This window comes from Nitrogeniibacter aestuarii (genome assembly GCF_017309585.1).
Lineage (GTDB): Bacteria > Pseudomonadota > Gammaproteobacteria > Burkholderiales > Rhodocyclaceae > Nitrogeniibacter > Nitrogeniibacter aestuarii.
This window is the reverse complement of the sequence record NZ_CP071321.1, coordinates 3,721,633-3,737,500: the sequence shown is the minus strand read 5'-3', so window position 1 is coordinate 3,737,500 and position 15,868 is coordinate 3,721,633. Positions and strand designations below refer to the sequence as shown.

Below are 15,868 nucleotides of genomic sequence, written 5' to 3'. Positions count from 1 at the left end.
GGTACAGAGGGTTGCCAAGCCGCGAGGTGGAGCTAATCCCAGAAAGCCGATCGTAGTCCGGATCGTAGTCTGCAACTCGACTGCGTGAAGTCGGAATCGCTAGTAATCGCGGATCAGAATGCCGCGGTGAATACGTTCCCGGGTCTTGTACACACCGCCCGTCACACCATGGGAGTGGGTTTCACCAGAAGTAGGTAGCTTAACCTTCGGGAGGGCGCTTACCACGGTGAGATTCATGACTGGGGTGAAGTCGTAACAAGGTAGCCGTAGGGGAACCTGCGGCTGGATCACCTCCTTTCCAGAGAAAGCCCCTCGGGGCCAAGTATCCACAACCTATCGGTTGTTCAATGTGTAAGCTCGCGCACCCGAGAAGTGGGGTCTGTAGCTCAGCCGGTTAGAGCACCGTCTTGATAAGGCGGGGGTCGTTGGTTCGAACCCAACCAGACCCACCAAAGCATCAAGTTGGGGGATTAGCTCAGCTGGGAGAGCACCTGCTTTGCAAGCAGGGGGTCGTCGGTTCGATCCCGTCATCCTCCACCATTCAATTGGTGTTGTTCGGTTGTTCAACTCTTCGAGTGTGCGGTGAAGCGTCAGCAGTGTTGCCTGTGAATGATTGGAGGCGATAGTGCTGACGTTTTACCCTGGTCTTCGGATCAGGTGCGTTCTTTAACAATTAGGAAGAAAAGTCGAATGATCGTCGGTTCGTAAGAACTGGCGAGTCACACAGTAGTAAATTTATTTATGGTGTGTGATTGCATCGTTTCCTGTCTGCTTGCGAACCAGCGGCAGGTGGGAAGCACAACAACTTGAGACGTTTGAAGTTCTCCTGTAGCGGAGTCTTTGTCGGAAGGCAGAGCTCAAGGTTATAGGATCAAGCGACTAAGTGCATGTGGTGGATGCCTTGGCGATCACAGGCGATGAAGGACGTGTAAGCCTGCGAAAAGCTGCGGGGAGCTGGCAATAGAGCTTTGATCCGCAGATGTCCGAATGGGGAAACCCACCTCTTATGAGGTATCCCTGGCTGAATACATAGGCCAGTGGAGGCGAACGCGGCGAACTGAAACATCTAAGTAGCCGTAGGAAAAGAAATCAACCGAGATTCCCGAAGTAGCGGCGAGCGAACCGGGACCAGCCTGTACGACTAAACCAGTGATTCAACAAAACGGGATGGAAAGCCCGGCCATAGAAGGTGATAGCCCTGTATGTGAAGGGTCGCTGGCGGGTCTAAGCGTACGACAAGTAGGGCGGGACACGTGAAATCCTGTCTGAAGATGGGGGGACCATCCTCCAAGGCTAAATACTCGTGATCGACCGATAGTGAACCAGTACCGTGAGGGAAAGGCGAAAAGAACCCCGGGAGGGGAGTGAAATAGAACCTGAAACCGCATGCATACAAACAGTGGGAGCCTCCTTTGAGGGGTGACTGCGTACCTTTTGTATAATGGGTCAGCGACTTACGTTCAGTTGCAAGCTTAACCGAATAGGGGAGGCGTAGCGAAAGCGAGTCTGATAAGGGCGCTTTAGTAGCTGGATGTAGACCCGAAACCAGATGATCTATCCATGGCCAGGATGAAGGTGCGGTAACACGCACTGGAGGTCCGAACCCACTAATGTTGAAAAATTAGGGGATGAGCTGTGGATAGGGGTGAAAGGCCAAACAAATCTGGAAATAGCTGGTTCTCCCCGAAAACTATTTAGGTAGTGCGTCGTGCGGACACTTCCGGGGGTAGAGCACTGTCATCGTTGGGGGGGTCACTGCGATTTACCCCGCGATAGCAAACTCCGAATACCGGAAAGTGATACACGGCAGACAGACAGCGGGTGCTAACGTCCGTTGTCAAGAGGGAAACAACCCAGACCGCCAGCTAAGGTCCCAAATGATCAGTTAAGTGGTAAACGAGGTGGGAAGGCACAGACAGCTAGGAGGTTGGCTTAGAAGCAGCCACCCTTTAAAGAAAGCGTAATAGCTCACTAGTCGAGTCGTCCTGCGCGGAAGATGTAACGGGGCTCAAACTGATAACCGAAGCTGCGGATGCGTACTTGTACGCATGGTAGGGGAGCGTTCTGTAAGCCTGCGAAGGTGTCTCGTAAGGGATGCTGGAGGTATCAGAAGTGCGAATGCTGACATGAGTAGCGATAAAGGGTGTGAAAAGCACCCTCGCCGAAAACCCAAGGTTTCCTGCGCAACGTTCATCGGCGCAGGGTGAGTCGGCCCCTAAGGCGAGGCAGAAATGCGTAGTCGATGGGAAACAGGTCAATATTCCTGTACCGATTTTGGATGCGATGGGGGGACGGAGAAGGTTAGGCCAGCCGGGTGTTGGATGTCCCGGTTCAAGCGTGTAGTCGTGCCTGGTAGGCAAATCCGCCAGGCTTAGATGAGGCGTGATAACGAGGAGTCATTGACTCTGAAGTGGTTGATACCAAGCTTCCAGGAAAAGCCTCTAAGCTTCAGTCCAAAATCGACCGTACCGCAAACCGACACAGGTGGGTAGGTTGAAAATACCAAGGCGCTTGAGAGAACTCAGGAGAAGGAACTCGGCAAATTGACACCGTAACTTCGGGAGAAGGTGTGCCTCTTGTATGTGAAGCCCCTGCGGGTGGAGCAGAAGGAGGCCGCAGAGAATCGGTGGCTGCGACTGTTTATTAAAAACACAGCACTCTGCAAACACGAAAGTGGACGTATAGGGTGTGACGCCTGCCCGGTGCCGGAAGGTTAAGTGATGGGGTGCAAGCTCTTGATCGAAGCCCCGGTAAACGGCGGCCGTAACTATAACGGTCCTAAGGTAGCGAAATTCCTTGTCGGGTAAGTTCCGACCTGCACGAATGGCGTAACGATGGCCACACTGTCTCCTCCTGAGACTCAGCGAAGTTGAAATGGTTGTGAAGATGCAATCTCCCCGCGGCTAGACGGAAAGACCCCATGAACCTTTACTGTAGCTTTGCATTGGACTTTGACGTCACTTGTGTAGGATAGGTGGGAGGCTTTGAAGCGGTAACGCCAGTTATCGTGGAGCCAACCTTGAAATACCACCCTGGTGTCGTTGAGGTTCTAACCTAGGCCCGTGAATCCGGGTCGGGGACCGTGCATGGTGGGCAGTTTGACTGGGGCGGTCTCCTCCTAAAGGGTAACGGAGGAGTACGAAGGTCTCCTAGGTACGGTCGGACATCGTACTGATAGTGCAATGGCAAAAGGAGGCTTGACTGCGAGACCCACAAGTCGAGCAGGTGCGAAAGCAGGTCATAGTGATCCGGTGGTTCTGTATGGAAGGGCCATCGCTCAACGGATAAAAGGTACTCTGGGGATAACAGGCTGATTCCGCCCAAGAGTTCACATCGACGGCGGAGTTTGGCACCTCGATGTCGGCTCATCACATCCTGGGGCTGTAGCCGGTCCCAAGGGTATGGCTGTTCGCCATTTAAAGTGGTACGTGAGCTGGGTTTAAAACGTCGTGAGACAGTTTGGTCCCTATCTGCCGTGGGCGCTGGAAGTTTGAGAGGGCCTGCTCCTAGTACGAGAGGACCGGAGTGGACGCACCTCTGGTGTACCGGTTGTCACGCCAGTGGCATCGCCGGGTAGCTAAGTGCGGAAGAGATAACCGCTGAAAGCATCTAAGCGGGAAACTCGCCTCAAGATGAGACTTCCCTCGTGACTCGATCACGCTCAAGGGTCGTCCAAGACCAGGACGTTGATAGGTCGGGTGTGGAAGCGCAGTAATGCGTTAAGCTAACCGATACTAATTGCCCGTGAGGCTTGATCCTATAACCTTGAGAACAACAAATATCTCAAAGACGCAATCACACACAACACGCTGTGTTTCGACTTGATCTTCCGAATTCGTCAGGATGGACTAATCCCATCCCGACAACGATCAAAGTCTGACGACAATAGCATTCTGGAACCACCCCTTCCCATCCCGAACAGGACCGTGAAACGGAATCGCGCCGATGATAGTGCCCATTGCGGGTGTGAAAGTAGGTCATCGTCAGACTAACTACTCAAAACCCCTGCTACACAACCGTAGCAGGGGTTTTTTATTGCAAAAATGGAAAACACGCCGGGATGTTCCGCACCCCGCCAACCGCGTACGCATCTCCAATACGTAGCGTGCCGCAGAACATTGCCCCGCTTCCCACTGACTGGCAGTTGCGCAGACATTCTCCGCTCACGAAAAAGCCCGACCAGATGGTCGGGCTTCTTTTTATCCAAATCCAGTGCCCTCAGGCCGGAACCACCGGAATCTTGCCTATCTTCAACTGCCACTCCTTCGGCCCCGTTCGGTGAACAGACTCGCCACCAGCATCGACTGCAACGGTGACGGGCATGTCCTTTACGTCAAATTCATAAATGGCTTCCATGCCGAGGTCTTCGAAGCCGACGACTTTTGCAGTCTTGATGGCCTTGGAAACGAGGTATGCCGACCCGCCGACGGCCATAAGGTACGCGGCCTTGTTGTCCTTGATTGCATCTATGGCAATCTGTCCGCGCTCGGCTTTGCCCACCATCGCGATAAGGCCTGTCTTCTCGAGCATCATGCGCGTGAATTTGTCCATCCGGGTTGCGGTCGTGGGGCCTGCAGGACCTACGACCTCGTCACGCACCGGGTCGACGGGGCCGACATAGTAAATAACGCGATTGGTGAAATCGACCGGAAGGGACTCTCCTTTCGCCAGCATGTCTTGGATGCGCTTGTGCGCAGCGTCGCGTCCAGTGAGCATCTTTCCGTTGAGTAGCAGAACCTGTCCCGGTTTCCATGACGCGACTTCTTCTTTCGTCAGGGTGTCAAGATTGACTCGGGTTGCAACATCGGTATCGGCTTTCCAGGTGACCTCGGGCCAGTCTTCCAGTTTTGGTGCCTCAAGCTTCGCCGGGCCGGATCCGTCCAGTTCGAAGTGGACGTGACGGGTTGCTGCACAGTTGGGGATCATTGCAACCGGCAAAGAGGCAGCGTGGGTCGGATAGTCCAGAATCTTGACGTCAAGAACGGTGGTCAGGCCGCCGAGGCCTTGGGCGCCGATGCCAAGTGCGTTCACCTTCTCGAACAGCTCGAGCCGCAACTGTTCCACGCGAGACAGTAGCGCTCCACTATCGGCTTTTTCCTGAAGATCCTGGATGTCGACATGATCCATCAAGGACTCTTTCGCAAGCAGCAGCGCTTTTTCAGGCGTGCCACCGATGCCGATGCCAAGAATGCCCGGTGGGCACCACCCCGCGCCCATGGTGGGCACGGTCTTGAGCACCCAGTCGACGATGGAGTCCGACGGGTTAAGCATGACCATTTTTGATTTGTTTTCAGAGCCACCGCCCTTGGCGGCACAGGTGACGTCCACGGTGTCGCCTTCGACGATCTCGTAATGGACGACTGCCGGCGTGTTGTCCTTGCTGTTCGTACGGGCACCGGCCGGGTCGAGCAGCACCGATGCGCGCAGTTTGTTGTCCGGATGCGTGTAGGCGCGGCGGACGCCTTCGTTGACCATTTCCTGAACGCTCATGCTGCTGTCCCACCGGACGTTCATGCCAACCTTGAGGAACAAGACGGCAATCCCTGTGTCCTGACAGATCGGGCGATGACCTTCCGCGCACATGCGGCTGTTTGTCAGAATCTGGGCAATCGCGTCTTTGGCGGCGGGGGACTGCTCGCGCTCATAGGCTTTGCCCAGGGCCTGGATGTAGTCCAGCGGATGGTAGTAGCTGATGAATTGGAATGCGTCCGCAATGGACTGAATGAAATCTTCTTGCTTGATCGTGCTCACGATGGGCTCCCTCAAAAACAGACGCGCACGCACCCAAGTCAGGCTGCCGCCTGACCGATTGCAAGTGGACTTGCTGCGAACGCTCCGGGATTCTAGCATTCCCTCATGAGAGCGGTATCCAGCGGGGTTTGAGCGGTTTTGTTTCGACTGTGTAAGTCCTGTGTAAGATACAATTCTTTTAATAAGAAAAACGGCTACGTCCTCACGCTTTCAGAAACAAGTTGGGAGGAGCGTGAACGGGCGCTGAAGCAAGAACAGAAGTCCGATTCATTGATTTGAGGAGAGGTACCTTATGTCCGACAATGCCCAGAAGCTGTATTACCCGCCCGAAGAGCTGGTCAAGAATGCAGCGGTCCCCGGCATGGAGGCCTACAAAGCGCTGTGCAAGAAAGCCGAGGATGACTACGAAGGCTATTGGGCTGGTCATGCCCAAGAGCTCCTCGAGTGGCACAAGCCGTTCTCCACGGTTCTGGACGAGAGCGAAGCGCCGTTCTACAAGTGGTTTGCCGATGGCGAACTGAACGTTTCCTACAACTGTCTTGATCGACAGGTCAACAATGGCCTGGGCGACAAGGTTGCCATCATCTTCGAAGCGGACGATGGCAAGGTCACCAAGGTGACCTACAAGGAGCTGCTGGGCAAGGTCTGCAAGATGGCCAACGCGCTCAAGAGCGTTGGTGTGAAGTGCGGCGACCGCGTCGTGATCTACCTGCCGATGTCTGTCGAAGGCATCGTCGCGATGCAGGCTTGCGCTCGTATCGGCGCAACACACTCCGTGGTGTTCGGTGGCTTCTCCGCCCAGTCCCTGCGCGACCGTCTCGAGAGTTCCGGCGCCGTTGCGCTGGTGACTTCCGATGGTCAGTTCCGTGGTGGCAAGGCCCTGCCGCTCAAGCCGATCGCCGACGAAGCCCTGTCCATGGGCGGTTGTGATGCGGTCAAGAGCGTCTTGGTTGTCAAGCGCACCGGCACCGATGTTGCAATGACCGCAGGTCGTGATCAGTGGGTTGATGACGTCATGGCTGGTCAGCCGGAAACGTGTGAGCCGGAGTGGGTTGGTGCAGAACATCCCCTGTTCCTGCTCTACACCTCCGGTTCCACCGGCAAGCCGAAGGGCGTCCAGCATTCGAGCGGCGGCTACCTGCTGCATGCCATGCTGACCATGAAGTACACCTTCGACATCAAGCCGGACGACGTCTTCTGGTGCACGGCCGATATCGGTTGGGTGACCGGTCACACCTACATCGCCTATGGTCCTTTGGCCGTCGGCGCCACGCAGGTGGTGTTTGAAGGCGTGCCGACCTATCCGGACGCAGGTCGTTTCTGGCAGATGATCCAGAACCACAAAGTGTCGATCTTCTACACCGCACCGACCGCGATTCGTTCGCTGATCAAGGCTGCGGACGCCAACGAGAAGATCCACCCCAAGAACTACGACCTGTCCAGCCTGCGCATCATGGGTTCGGTGGGCGAGCCGATCAACCCGGCGGCCTGGGAGTGGTATCACCAGGAAATCGGCGGCGGTCGTTGCCCGATCGTGGACACCTTCTGGCAGACCGAAACCGGTGGTCACATGATCACGCCGCTGCCGGGCGTGACGCCGCTGCTGCCGGGGTCCTGCACACTTCCGTTCCCGGGTATCCAGGCCGCTGTGGTGGATGAGACCGGTACAGAAGTGCCTTGGGGCCAGGGCGGTATTCTGGTCGTCAAGCGCCCGTGGCCGTCCATGATCCGTACCGTGTGGGGCGATCCTGAGCGCTTCAAGAGCTCCTACTACCCGGCGGACTTCCAGCACAAGCTGTACCTGGCGGGTGATGGCGCGATCCGTGACGCCGAGACCGGCTACTTCACCATCACTGGCCGTATCGACGACGTGCTGAACGTTTCCGGTCACCGTATGGGCACCATGGAAATCGAGTCTGCGCTGGTGGCTCACGAGAAGGTGGCAGAGGCGGCTGTGGTCGGTCGTCCTGATGACACCACCGGCGAGGCCATCGTGGCCTTTGTCGTGCTCAAGGGACCGCGTCCCACCGGAGATGACGCGACGGCAACGATCAAGGAACTGGCTGCCTGGGTTGCCAAGGAGATCGGTCCGATCGCCAAGCCGAAGGACATCCGCTTCGGCGAAAACCTGCCGAAGACACGTTCCGGCAAGATCATGCGCCGCCTGCTGCGTCAGCTCGCCAAGGGCGAAGAAATCACCCAGGACACTTCAACCCTGGAAAACCCGGCCATCCTCGACCAGCTCAAGGGCTAACCGGGTATGAGCGAGCCGGCGGGACAGCCGGCCGTTCAACAAGAACAATGGAGGGACCCGGCCCAAGAAGCCGGGCATATAAGAGGAGACAAGGCGCGGCAACGCGCCTTTTTTTTTAATGTTGTGCGCCATCGGCGCGCAATGGGAGGGAGCGATGACTAGCATCCCGACGTGGTGTTTCGCTCATGCGTAAAACGCTGGTCCGTCAGCGCCTTGTCGCCATCACCTGTCTGGCGGCGGTGCTTTTCAATGCGCCCGTGCTGTGGCTCGTCGACAGCACGGCCACCGTCTTTGGTGTCCCTGCCTTGTACGCCTACATGTTTGGCGTCTGGAGTGCATTCATCGCCGTGATCGCGTGGGTCGTGGAGCGCCGCTGATGATCTCGAGCGGACTGATCCTGGTTGCGTCGTTCGCGTACCTTGGGTTGCTCTTCATCGTTGCCCTCATCGGGGATCGTCGCGCCGACGCCAAACGATCACTCATCGCCAATCCCTGGGTCTACGCGCTGTCTCTGGCGGTTTACTGCACGGCCTGGACCTACTACGGCAGCGTCGGGCGTGCCTCGACGGGTGGGCTGTCGTTCCTGCCCGTCTATCTGGGGCCGACGATCGTCATGGGCGTGTTCTCGATCGTTCTGGTGAAGATGGTGCGTATCAGCAAGGCGTACCGCATCACCTCGATCGCTGATTTCATTGCGTCCAGATATGGCAAGAGCCGAGCGCTTGCTGCGCTGGTGACCTTGATGGCTGTGATCGGCATCGTGCCCTACATTGCGCTTCAGCTCAAAGCCGTATCCAGCGAGTATGGATTGCTCACGGGCGTGGAGGGGCAGACGCCCGGCGCATGGTATCGCGATTCGGCGCTCTATCTTGCACTGGCGCTGGCGGCCTTCACCATGATTTTCGGCACCCGGCATCTGGACGCCACGGAGCGGCATGAGGGCATGGTCGCAGCTGTTGCCTTCGAGTCGGTGGTCAAGCTCCTTGCCTTTCTGCTACTCGGCATTTTCGTGACGTTTCTGATGTTCGGTGGCTGGGGCGAGCTGCATGATCGGGCACTGCAGGCGCCAGATCTGTCGCGTCTGTTTTCCCATGCGCCGCTCGGCAGTGCGGCAGACTGGTTCGGGCTGATGCTGCTGTCGGGGCTGGCGTTCCTGATGTTGCCGCGCCAGTTCCAGGTGGCCGTCGTCGAAAACGTCGATGAGCGATATCTGCAAAAGGCGTCATGGCTCTTTCCTGCCTACCTGCTGCTGATCAATCTTTTTGTGCTGCCGATCGCGCTGGCAGGCCTTCTCCTGCTGCCATCGGGGGCAGACCCGGATTCGTTCGTGCTGACGCTGCCCTTGTTGGAGGGCAATACCTGGTTGACCTTACTGGTGTTCATCGGCGGCCTTTCGGCTGCGACCGGGATGGTCATCGTGGAGACCATCGCCTTGTCCACCATGGTCTGTAATGATCTGGTGATGCCCTTTCTGTTGTCGAATGCGCGCTTTCAACGACGTGCGCCCCAGGATCTCACCGGGTATCTGCTCTTCATTCGTCGCGCCGCGATCGCGATTGTCCTGCTGCTCGGCTATGCCTATTTTCGCATCGCCGGGCAGGCCTACGCGCTGGTGTCGATCGGGCTGATCAGCTTCGCGGCGGTTGTGCAGTTCGCGCCGGCGTTGCTTGGCGGCATGTATTGGCGGGGCGCAACGGGCCGTGGCGCGATCGCGGGTCTGTCGGCCGGCTTCCTTGTGTGGGCCTATACGTTGTTGCTGCCCTCGTTCGCAAAGAGTGGCTGGCTGCCTATGGAATTTGTCGAGGCGGGGCTCTTCGGGATCGCGGCACTCAAACCCGAGGCCCTGTTCAGCATGACCGGAGTCAATCCGACCACGCACGCGCTTTTCTGGAGTCTGGGCGCCAATATTGCCGCCTACGTGGGGGTGTCGCTTTGGAAATCCCCCACGCCCATGGAACTGGGGCAGGCCGGTTTGTTCGTGGACGCGATGGTGCGCGATCCATCCGGCGCGGCCCGTTTCTGGCGTGGCCAGGCAAAACTCGACGACCTGTCCGCGTTGCTTTCGCGCTTTCTGGGGGCCGCTCGGGTCAATGAGGCGTTCAGTGGCTACGCACGTCAGCGGGGCGTTGCCCGAGTTGAAGAACTGGCTGCCGATGGCGATCTGGTGCATTTCGCGGAGACGTTGCTTGCCGGTGCGATCGGGAGTGGTTCGGCGCGCGTGATGATCGGTTCCATCGTCGAAGAAGAGCGGCTCGGCCTCGAAGAGGTCATGGATATTCTCGATGAAGCCTCCAAGGTGCGGGCTTACTCGAGACAACTGGAAGAGAAATCGCGAGCGCTTGAGGCGGCGACCCGAGAACTGCGAGCCGCCAACGAGCGCCTGACGGATCTGGACCGCCTGAAAGATGACTTCATGTCATCGGTCACTCACGAGTTGAGAACACCGTTGACCTCGATCAGGGCGCTGTCCGAAATGCTGTTCGACGATCCTGAGATTGCGCTCGAGGATCGTTCGCGTTTTCTCGGCATCATCGTCAAGGAAACCGAGCGCCTGACACGGCTGGTCAATCAGGTCCTGGATCTGGCCAAGATCGAGTCGGGCCATGCGCAGTGGCACGACACGGAGGTCGACCTGATCGAGCTAGTGCGCCATGCGGCCGATACCGGTGAGCAGTTGTTGCGTGATCGTGGCGCCCGGCTGACGCTGGACCTGCCTGAGCATGTCCCGACCATCCGCGCTGATCGGGATCGCCTGATTCAGGTCGTCGTCAATCTGATCGGGAATGCAGCGCGTTTCGTGCCGGTTGATGAGGGGCGGGTGAACGTGCGTCTGAGTTGTGATGAGCATGATCTGCGCGTCGATGTCTCTGACAACGGGCCGGGCATCGAGCCGTCGATGCAAAACGAGATTTTCGAGCGCTTCCGTCAGGTGGGTGGTGGCAGTGAAAAGCCCACGGGCACGGGGCTGGGGCTGCCGATCAGTCGTCAGATCATCGACCATTTCGGGGGGCGGCTGTGGGTGGAGAGCAGGCCAGGCGAGGGGGCCACGTTCTCCTTCACCTTGCCGCGGGCGCTGGGAGCGCCAAGAGAATGACAGCAGGGCAGGGCGCTTCGAGCGCCGCATGCCTTAGAATTGTGTGAGGGGGAGAAAATATGTCAGAGAAAAAAAAGATTCTGATTGCTGACGATGAAGAAAACATCGTCATTTCGCTGGAGTTCCTCATGAAGCGCGAGGGCTTCGAGGTGCTCGTTGCGGGCAACGGCGAGGAGGCCTTGTCACGGATCAGAAGCGATGCGCCGGATCTCGTGCTGCTCGATGTCATGATGCCCAAAAAGACCGGTTTCGAAGTGTGCCAAGAGGTACGAGCCGACCCGGCGCTGGCGGCCACGAGAATCCTCATGCTCACGGCCAAGGGACGTGACACCGAAGTGGCCAAGGGCATGGCCATGGGGGCTGATGCCTACATGACTAAGCCGTTTTCCACCAAGGATCTGGTCGAACAGGTCCACGCGCTGCTCGGAGCCTGAGCATGACCCTCAAGGGCCGAATGGCGCTGACCATGCTGTTGGCTGCGGCCGGGGTTCTCGCCCTGTTCGTAGCAACCGGCTGGGTCTTCTGGGCTGATCTTTCGCCTGAAGAGCGCCTGGTGTTTGAACCGATACTGTCGCCGCGCAGCGGACTGCTCGGTGCCATGGTCGTGCTTGGCATGGTGGCCACGGTGGCGGTGGTCAAGAGCTTGCATGAGCGGCACGTGGCGGTGCCGGCCAAACTTGCCGAAGATGCGCGGACCTTGCTCACGGCTGAGCAGTCTCGTCGATTGGTGCCGGTGGGCGCGCGTGAGACGCGGCAGTTCGTCAAGATCATCAACGAGCTGGCGGACCAGCGGCAGGGGCTTCAGGATCATGTGGAGCAACGGGTCGCCGAAGCCCGCCGTACGGTGGAGGAAGAGAAGAACCGCCTCGCCGCGCTCATGTCCGAACTGTCCCAGAGCGTGGTCGTTTGCAATCTGGACGGCCGCATTCTGCTCTACAACAACCGGGCGCGTCTTCAGTTCAAGGCTTTGTCCGAGGCCCCCGGCGCCGCCGGCGGTGGTGAAATCATCGGGCTGGGCCGCTCGATCTACACGGTCATGGACCGTCACCTGATCGCCCATGCGCTTGAAAACATCCAGCACCGCTTGCGCAAGAGCGCCGTCCAGCCGGTGTCCAACTTCGTGACCACCACGCGTGCCGGGCAACTGCTGCGGGCTCAGATGGCGCCGGTGCTGGGCGCGGGAGACACCCCGGCAGAACGGCCGGTGTCGGGTTTCATCCTGATGCTCGACAACATCACCAAGGCCATCGAGAACGAAGCCCGTCGTGACGAACTGCTCCATACCCTGACCGAAGGTAATCGGGCCGCCCTGGCAAACGTTCGGGCGGCCGCTGAAATGCTCGACTACGACGACCTTGACGACGCCTTGCGCAAGCGCTTCCGTGGGGTGATTCGCGACGAAGTTGAGGCCATGAGCAAGCGCCTTGAGAGCAGTGCGGCCGAATTTGCCGACTCGCTCAAGGCGCGTTGGCAGCTGGAGGAAATGATGGGGGTTGACCTCGTCGCTGCGGCGCAGCGCCGGGTTGAAAACCAGTTGTCGCTGCGCACCAAGGTTGAAGACGTGGACGAGTCGCTGTGGGTCAAGGTCGACAGCTTCTCCCTGCTGCAGGCGACCACCTATCTGGCAAGTCGACTGTCCGAAGAGTTCGAGATTCGCGAGTTGAGATTCCGCCTGAGTGCCAAGGACCAGTTGGTGCACTTCGACCTGATCTGGTCGGGGCAGGCGATGAGCACCGAGACGGTCATGAATTGGGAACTCGAACCCATGCGGTTCGCGGGCGAAAACAGCCCCCTGACGGTTCGCGATGTGATCGAGCGTCATGGGGGCGAGATGTGGCTTGAACGCGAGAAGGTGCGTCATCGCGCTTTCTTCCGTCTGGTGTTGCCACAGGTCGCCCCGCAGGAAGAGCTCGAAGAGTCCGAGGTCTATCTCAAGTCCGAAAGCCGGCCCGAGTATTACGATTTCGATCTGTTCTCCTGGTCGGACAAGGGGCACGAGCTGGACGACCGCTTGTTGACCGAGTTGAGCTTTACCGTGTTCGACACGGAAACCACCGGATTGAACCCATCCAAGGGTGATGAGATCATCCAGATCGGCGCGGCCCGCATACTCAACAATAAGGTGCTGCAAAGCGACACCTTCGAGCAGTTGGTCGACCCCCAGCGCAGTTTGCCACCCGAGTCGTCGAAGATTCACGGGATCACGCCCGACATGCTGGTCGGGCAGCCCACCATCGGCAAGGTGTTGCCCGCGTTTCACGCTTTCGCGGAGGACACGGTGCTGGTGGCGCACAACGCAGCGTTCGACATGCGTTTCCTTCAGCTCAAGGAGGAGCATACCGGGCTCCGTTTCGATCATCCGGTGCTCGACACCTTGCTGCTATCGGCCGTGATTCATCCCAATCAGGACAGTCACCGTCTGGAGGCGATCGCCGAGCGTTTCGGGGTCACCATCATCGGTCGGCACACCGCCATGGGGGACGCCATCGTCACTGCGGAAGTGTTCCTGAAAATGATTCCCTTGCTTGCCGAAAAGGGTGTGCGTACGCTGGGTCAGGCGCGAGAGGCTGCGGAGAAGACCTATTACGCGCGACTCAAATACTGAGCATGCGGGCCCTGGGATGCCCGAATGCCATGATCGGGAGGGATGAGCGACAGCATGCCGACTGATTCGGGCTTCTCGCAGCGGTTGCGCCGTTACTACGGCTGGTACACCGCGACCTTCCTCGGTTTCGTGCTGTTGCTGGCGGTTGGCGAGCAGATGGGGCTTTCCAATCGCGTGATTGGCCACCTGTTCCTGTTTGCCACTGTTGCCATTTACGCGGGCATCGGCGTGATGAGCCGAACCGCTGATGTGGCTGAGTACTATGTGGCCGGGCGTCGCGTGCCGGCCATGTTCAACGGCATGGCCACGGCCGCCGACTGGATGAGCGCAGCGTCTTTCATCGGGCTGGCGGGCACACTCTATTTCGCCGGATTCGAAGGCCTGGCATTCGTCACGGGCTGGACGGGGGGGTATGTGCTGGTGGCGCTGCTGCTGGCCCCGTATCTCAGGCGCTTCGGGCAATACACCATTCCCGATTTTCTCGGTGCCCGTTACGAAGGCAACTTCGCCCGTGTGGTCGGACTGGCGGCCACCATTCTCGCCAGTTTCGTTTATGTGGTGGCGCAGATCTATGGCGTCGGGCTCATTGCCAGCCGCTTTGTGGGCGTTGAGTTCGAGATCGGCCTGTTTGTCGGACTGGCAGGCATTCTGGTGTGCTCGTTTCTGGGGGGCATGCGTGCGGTGACCTGGACGCAGGTGGCCCAGTACGTGATCCTCATCATCGCGTATCTGACTCCGGTCGTGATCCTGTCTTACAAGATTACCGGCGTGCCGGTGCCGCAAGTGATTTACGGCAAGGTACTGCAGAACCTCAGCGAGAAAGAGCAGGCGTTGATCAACGATCCGCTGGAACTCGAAGTGCGGGCGCAGTTCAAGGCGCGGGCGGAGTCGTATCAGCGCAAGATCGACCATTTGCCCGGATCGCTCGACGCCGAGCGGCGGATTCTCCATCGTCAGCTTGACGAATTGCGCATGGGCGACGGGTCTGCCCGGGACGTTGCCAAGGCCGAGCGGGCATTGCGCGATCTGCCACGGACGGAGGGAGAAGCCAGAACGCAGTGGCGGGCCTTGCGCGACGAGGCGCTGGAGCGCTCCTTGCCTCCGCCCTCACACGCGGCCGCGTTCAGTGCGGACACGCCTGAAGCGCGCGATGCGGTGAGGCGCAACTTTCTGGCGCTCGTCTTCGTTCTCATGCTGGGCACTGCCGCGCTGCCGCACCTGCTGATGCGCTACTACACGACATCGGGCGTGGCCGAAGCGCGACGCTCGGTGTTGTGGTCGCTGGGGTTCATCACCTTGCTGTTCGTCACGGCGCCTGCGTACGCCGTGTTCGCCAAGTGGGAGGTGTACAGCACGCTGGTGGGCACTAGCCTGGCCCAGCTGCCCGACTGGGTGGCCTCATGGGGCAAAGTCGGTATGGTCAGCGTCGAGGATCTCAATGGTGATGGCGTCCTTCAACTGGCTGAGTTGAGCCTGAATACCGACGTGATCGTGCTCGCTACGCCGGAGATTGCCGGACTGCCTTATGTGGTATCCGGGCTGGTCGCTGCCGGTGGGCTGGCTGCTGCATTGTCGACGGCTGACGGCTTGTTGCTGACCATCTCCAATGCCCTCTCGCATGACTTCTATTTCAAGGTGATCAACCCGCGGGCGACGACCCAGCGCCGCTTGGTGATTTCCAAAAGTCAGTTGCTGCTCGTGGCGGCGATCGCTGCCTGGGTTGCGTCAATGCGACCTGACAGCATCCTGTTCATGGTCGGGCTGGCCTTTTCGATCGCGGCCTCGGCGTTCTTTCCGGCGCTTGTGCTGGGCATTTTCTGGAAACGGGCAAACAAATGGGGGGCCATCGCAGGCATGCTCAGCGGACTGGGGATTACGCTTTTCTATGCCGCCCATACGCATCCCTTCTTCCGCGGTAGTATGGCCAATGCCTGGTTCGATATCGACCCGATCTCGGCGGGCATCTTCGGGGTGCCCCTGGGGTTTGTCGTGGCCATTGCGGTCAGTCTGCTCACGCCGCCGCCGCCGCGGGAGGTCCAGGCGCTGGTAGATTTTGTCCGCTATCCCAGCGCCAGCGACCCGGTGTCGCGCTGACTGCCCTGGGCCTGCGCATGGCCTGAAAAAAAGGGTTTAAATAAAGCCGAATTCTGCTAAACTCTCGCCT

7 protein-coding genes, 2 tRNA genes and 3 rRNA genes (1 of these 12 cut by a window edge) are annotated in these 15,868 nt (G+C 58.8%); 11 read left to right on the top strand and 1 reads right to left on the bottom strand.

Annotated features, from left to right (window positions below; translation table 11 throughout):
* From J0W34_RS17355 to rrf, 5 genes are all read left to right on the top strand, one after another.
* Positions 1-298 (top strand): 16S ribosomal RNA (locus J0W34_RS17355) (it extends 1,242 nt beyond the left edge of the window).
* A 77-nt stretch (positions 299-375) separates the two neighbouring features.
* Positions 376-452: transfer RNA gene (locus J0W34_RS17350), tRNA-Ile, on the top strand.
* Between the two features lie 12 nt (positions 453-464).
* Positions 465-540 (top strand) — tRNA-Ala (locus J0W34_RS17345).
* Positions 541-869: 329 nt separating this feature from the next.
* Positions 870-3,759: ribosomal RNA gene (locus tag J0W34_RS17340) — 23S ribosomal RNA — on the top strand.
* Positions 3,760-3,875: 116 nt separating this feature from the next.
* Positions 3,876-3,989, top strand: a 5S ribosomal RNA gene (gene rrf / locus J0W34_RS17335).
* Together the 16S, 23S and 5S rRNA genes with 2 tRNA genes alongside form the textbook arrangement of a ribosomal RNA operon.
* A 229-nt stretch (positions 3,990-4,218) precedes the next feature.
* On the opposite strand, the gene J0W34_RS17330 is transcribed toward rrf, so the two are convergent.
* Positions 4,219-5,751, bottom strand: a complete 1,533-nt coding sequence (locus tag J0W34_RS17330) for a fumarate hydratase (protein ID WP_269144626.1) — start codon at positions 5,749-5,751, stop codon at positions 4,219-4,221.
* Positions 5,752-6,043: 292 nt separating this feature from the next.
* Between J0W34_RS17330 and acs the strand changes: the two genes are divergently transcribed.
* The 6 genes from acs (at position 6,044) to J0W34_RS17300 (ending at position 15,798) form a co-directional block, all read left to right on the top strand.
* A complete protein-coding gene (gene acs, locus J0W34_RS17325; RefSeq protein WP_227817937.1) occupies positions 6,044-8,005 on the top strand; it encodes an acetate--CoA ligase in 1,962 nt (653 codons plus the stop codon).
* A 185-nt stretch (positions 8,006-8,190) separates the two neighbouring features.
* Complete coding sequence (locus J0W34_RS17320; RefSeq protein WP_227817938.1) at positions 8,191-8,382, top strand: hypothetical protein; 192 nt, start codon at positions 8,191-8,193, stop codon at positions 8,380-8,382.
* Positions 8,382-11,099, top strand: a complete 2,718-nt coding sequence (locus tag J0W34_RS17315; protein WP_230969613.1) for a sensor histidine kinase — start codon at positions 8,382-8,384, stop codon at positions 11,097-11,099. Before J0W34_RS17320 ends, J0W34_RS17315 begins: the two co-directional genes overlap by 1 nt.
* Before the next feature lie 59 nt (positions 11,100-11,158).
* On the top strand, positions 11,159-11,533 hold the full coding sequence (locus tag J0W34_RS17310; protein WP_227817940.1) for a response regulator transcription factor: 375 nt from the start codon (positions 11,159-11,161) through the stop codon (positions 11,531-11,533).
* 2 nt (positions 11,534-11,535) lie between these two features.
* Entirely contained in the window at positions 11,536-13,704 is a 2,169-nt protein-coding gene (locus tag J0W34_RS17305; RefSeq protein ID WP_227817941.1) for a 3'-5' exonuclease, read from the top strand.
* A 54-nt stretch (positions 13,705-13,758) separates the two neighbouring features.
* Positions 13,759-15,798: a sodium:solute symporter family protein gene (locus J0W34_RS17300; RefSeq protein ID WP_227817942.1), complete on the top strand. Its 2,040-nt coding sequence runs from the start codon at positions 13,759-13,761 to the stop codon at positions 15,796-15,798.
* The last annotated feature ends 70 nt before the right edge of the window (positions 15,799-15,868 follow it).

Excerpts from the sequence above, each read along its gene's own strand:
- J0W34_RS17315 (WP_230969613.1), top strand. The coding sequence starts at position 8,382 with ATGATCTCGAGCGGACTGATCCTGGTTGCGTCGTTCGCGTACCTTGGG.
- J0W34_RS17305 (WP_227817941.1), top strand. The coding sequence starts at position 11,536 with ATGACCCTCAAGGGCCGAATGGCGCTGACCATGCTGTTGGCTGCGGCC.
- J0W34_RS17310 (WP_227817940.1), top strand. The coding sequence starts at position 11,159 with ATGTCAGAGAAAAAAAAGATTCTGATTGCTGACGATGAAGAAAACATC.
- acs (WP_227817937.1), top strand. The coding sequence starts at position 6,044 with ATGTCCGACAATGCCCAGAAGCTGTATTACCCGCCCGAAGAGCTGGTC.
- J0W34_RS17300 (WP_227817942.1), top strand. The coding sequence starts at position 13,759 with ATGCCGACTGATTCGGGCTTCTCGCAGCGGTTGCGCCGTTACTACGGC.
- J0W34_RS17320 (WP_227817938.1), top strand. The coding sequence starts at position 8,191 with ATGCGTAAAACGCTGGTCCGTCAGCGCCTTGTCGCCATCACCTGTCTG.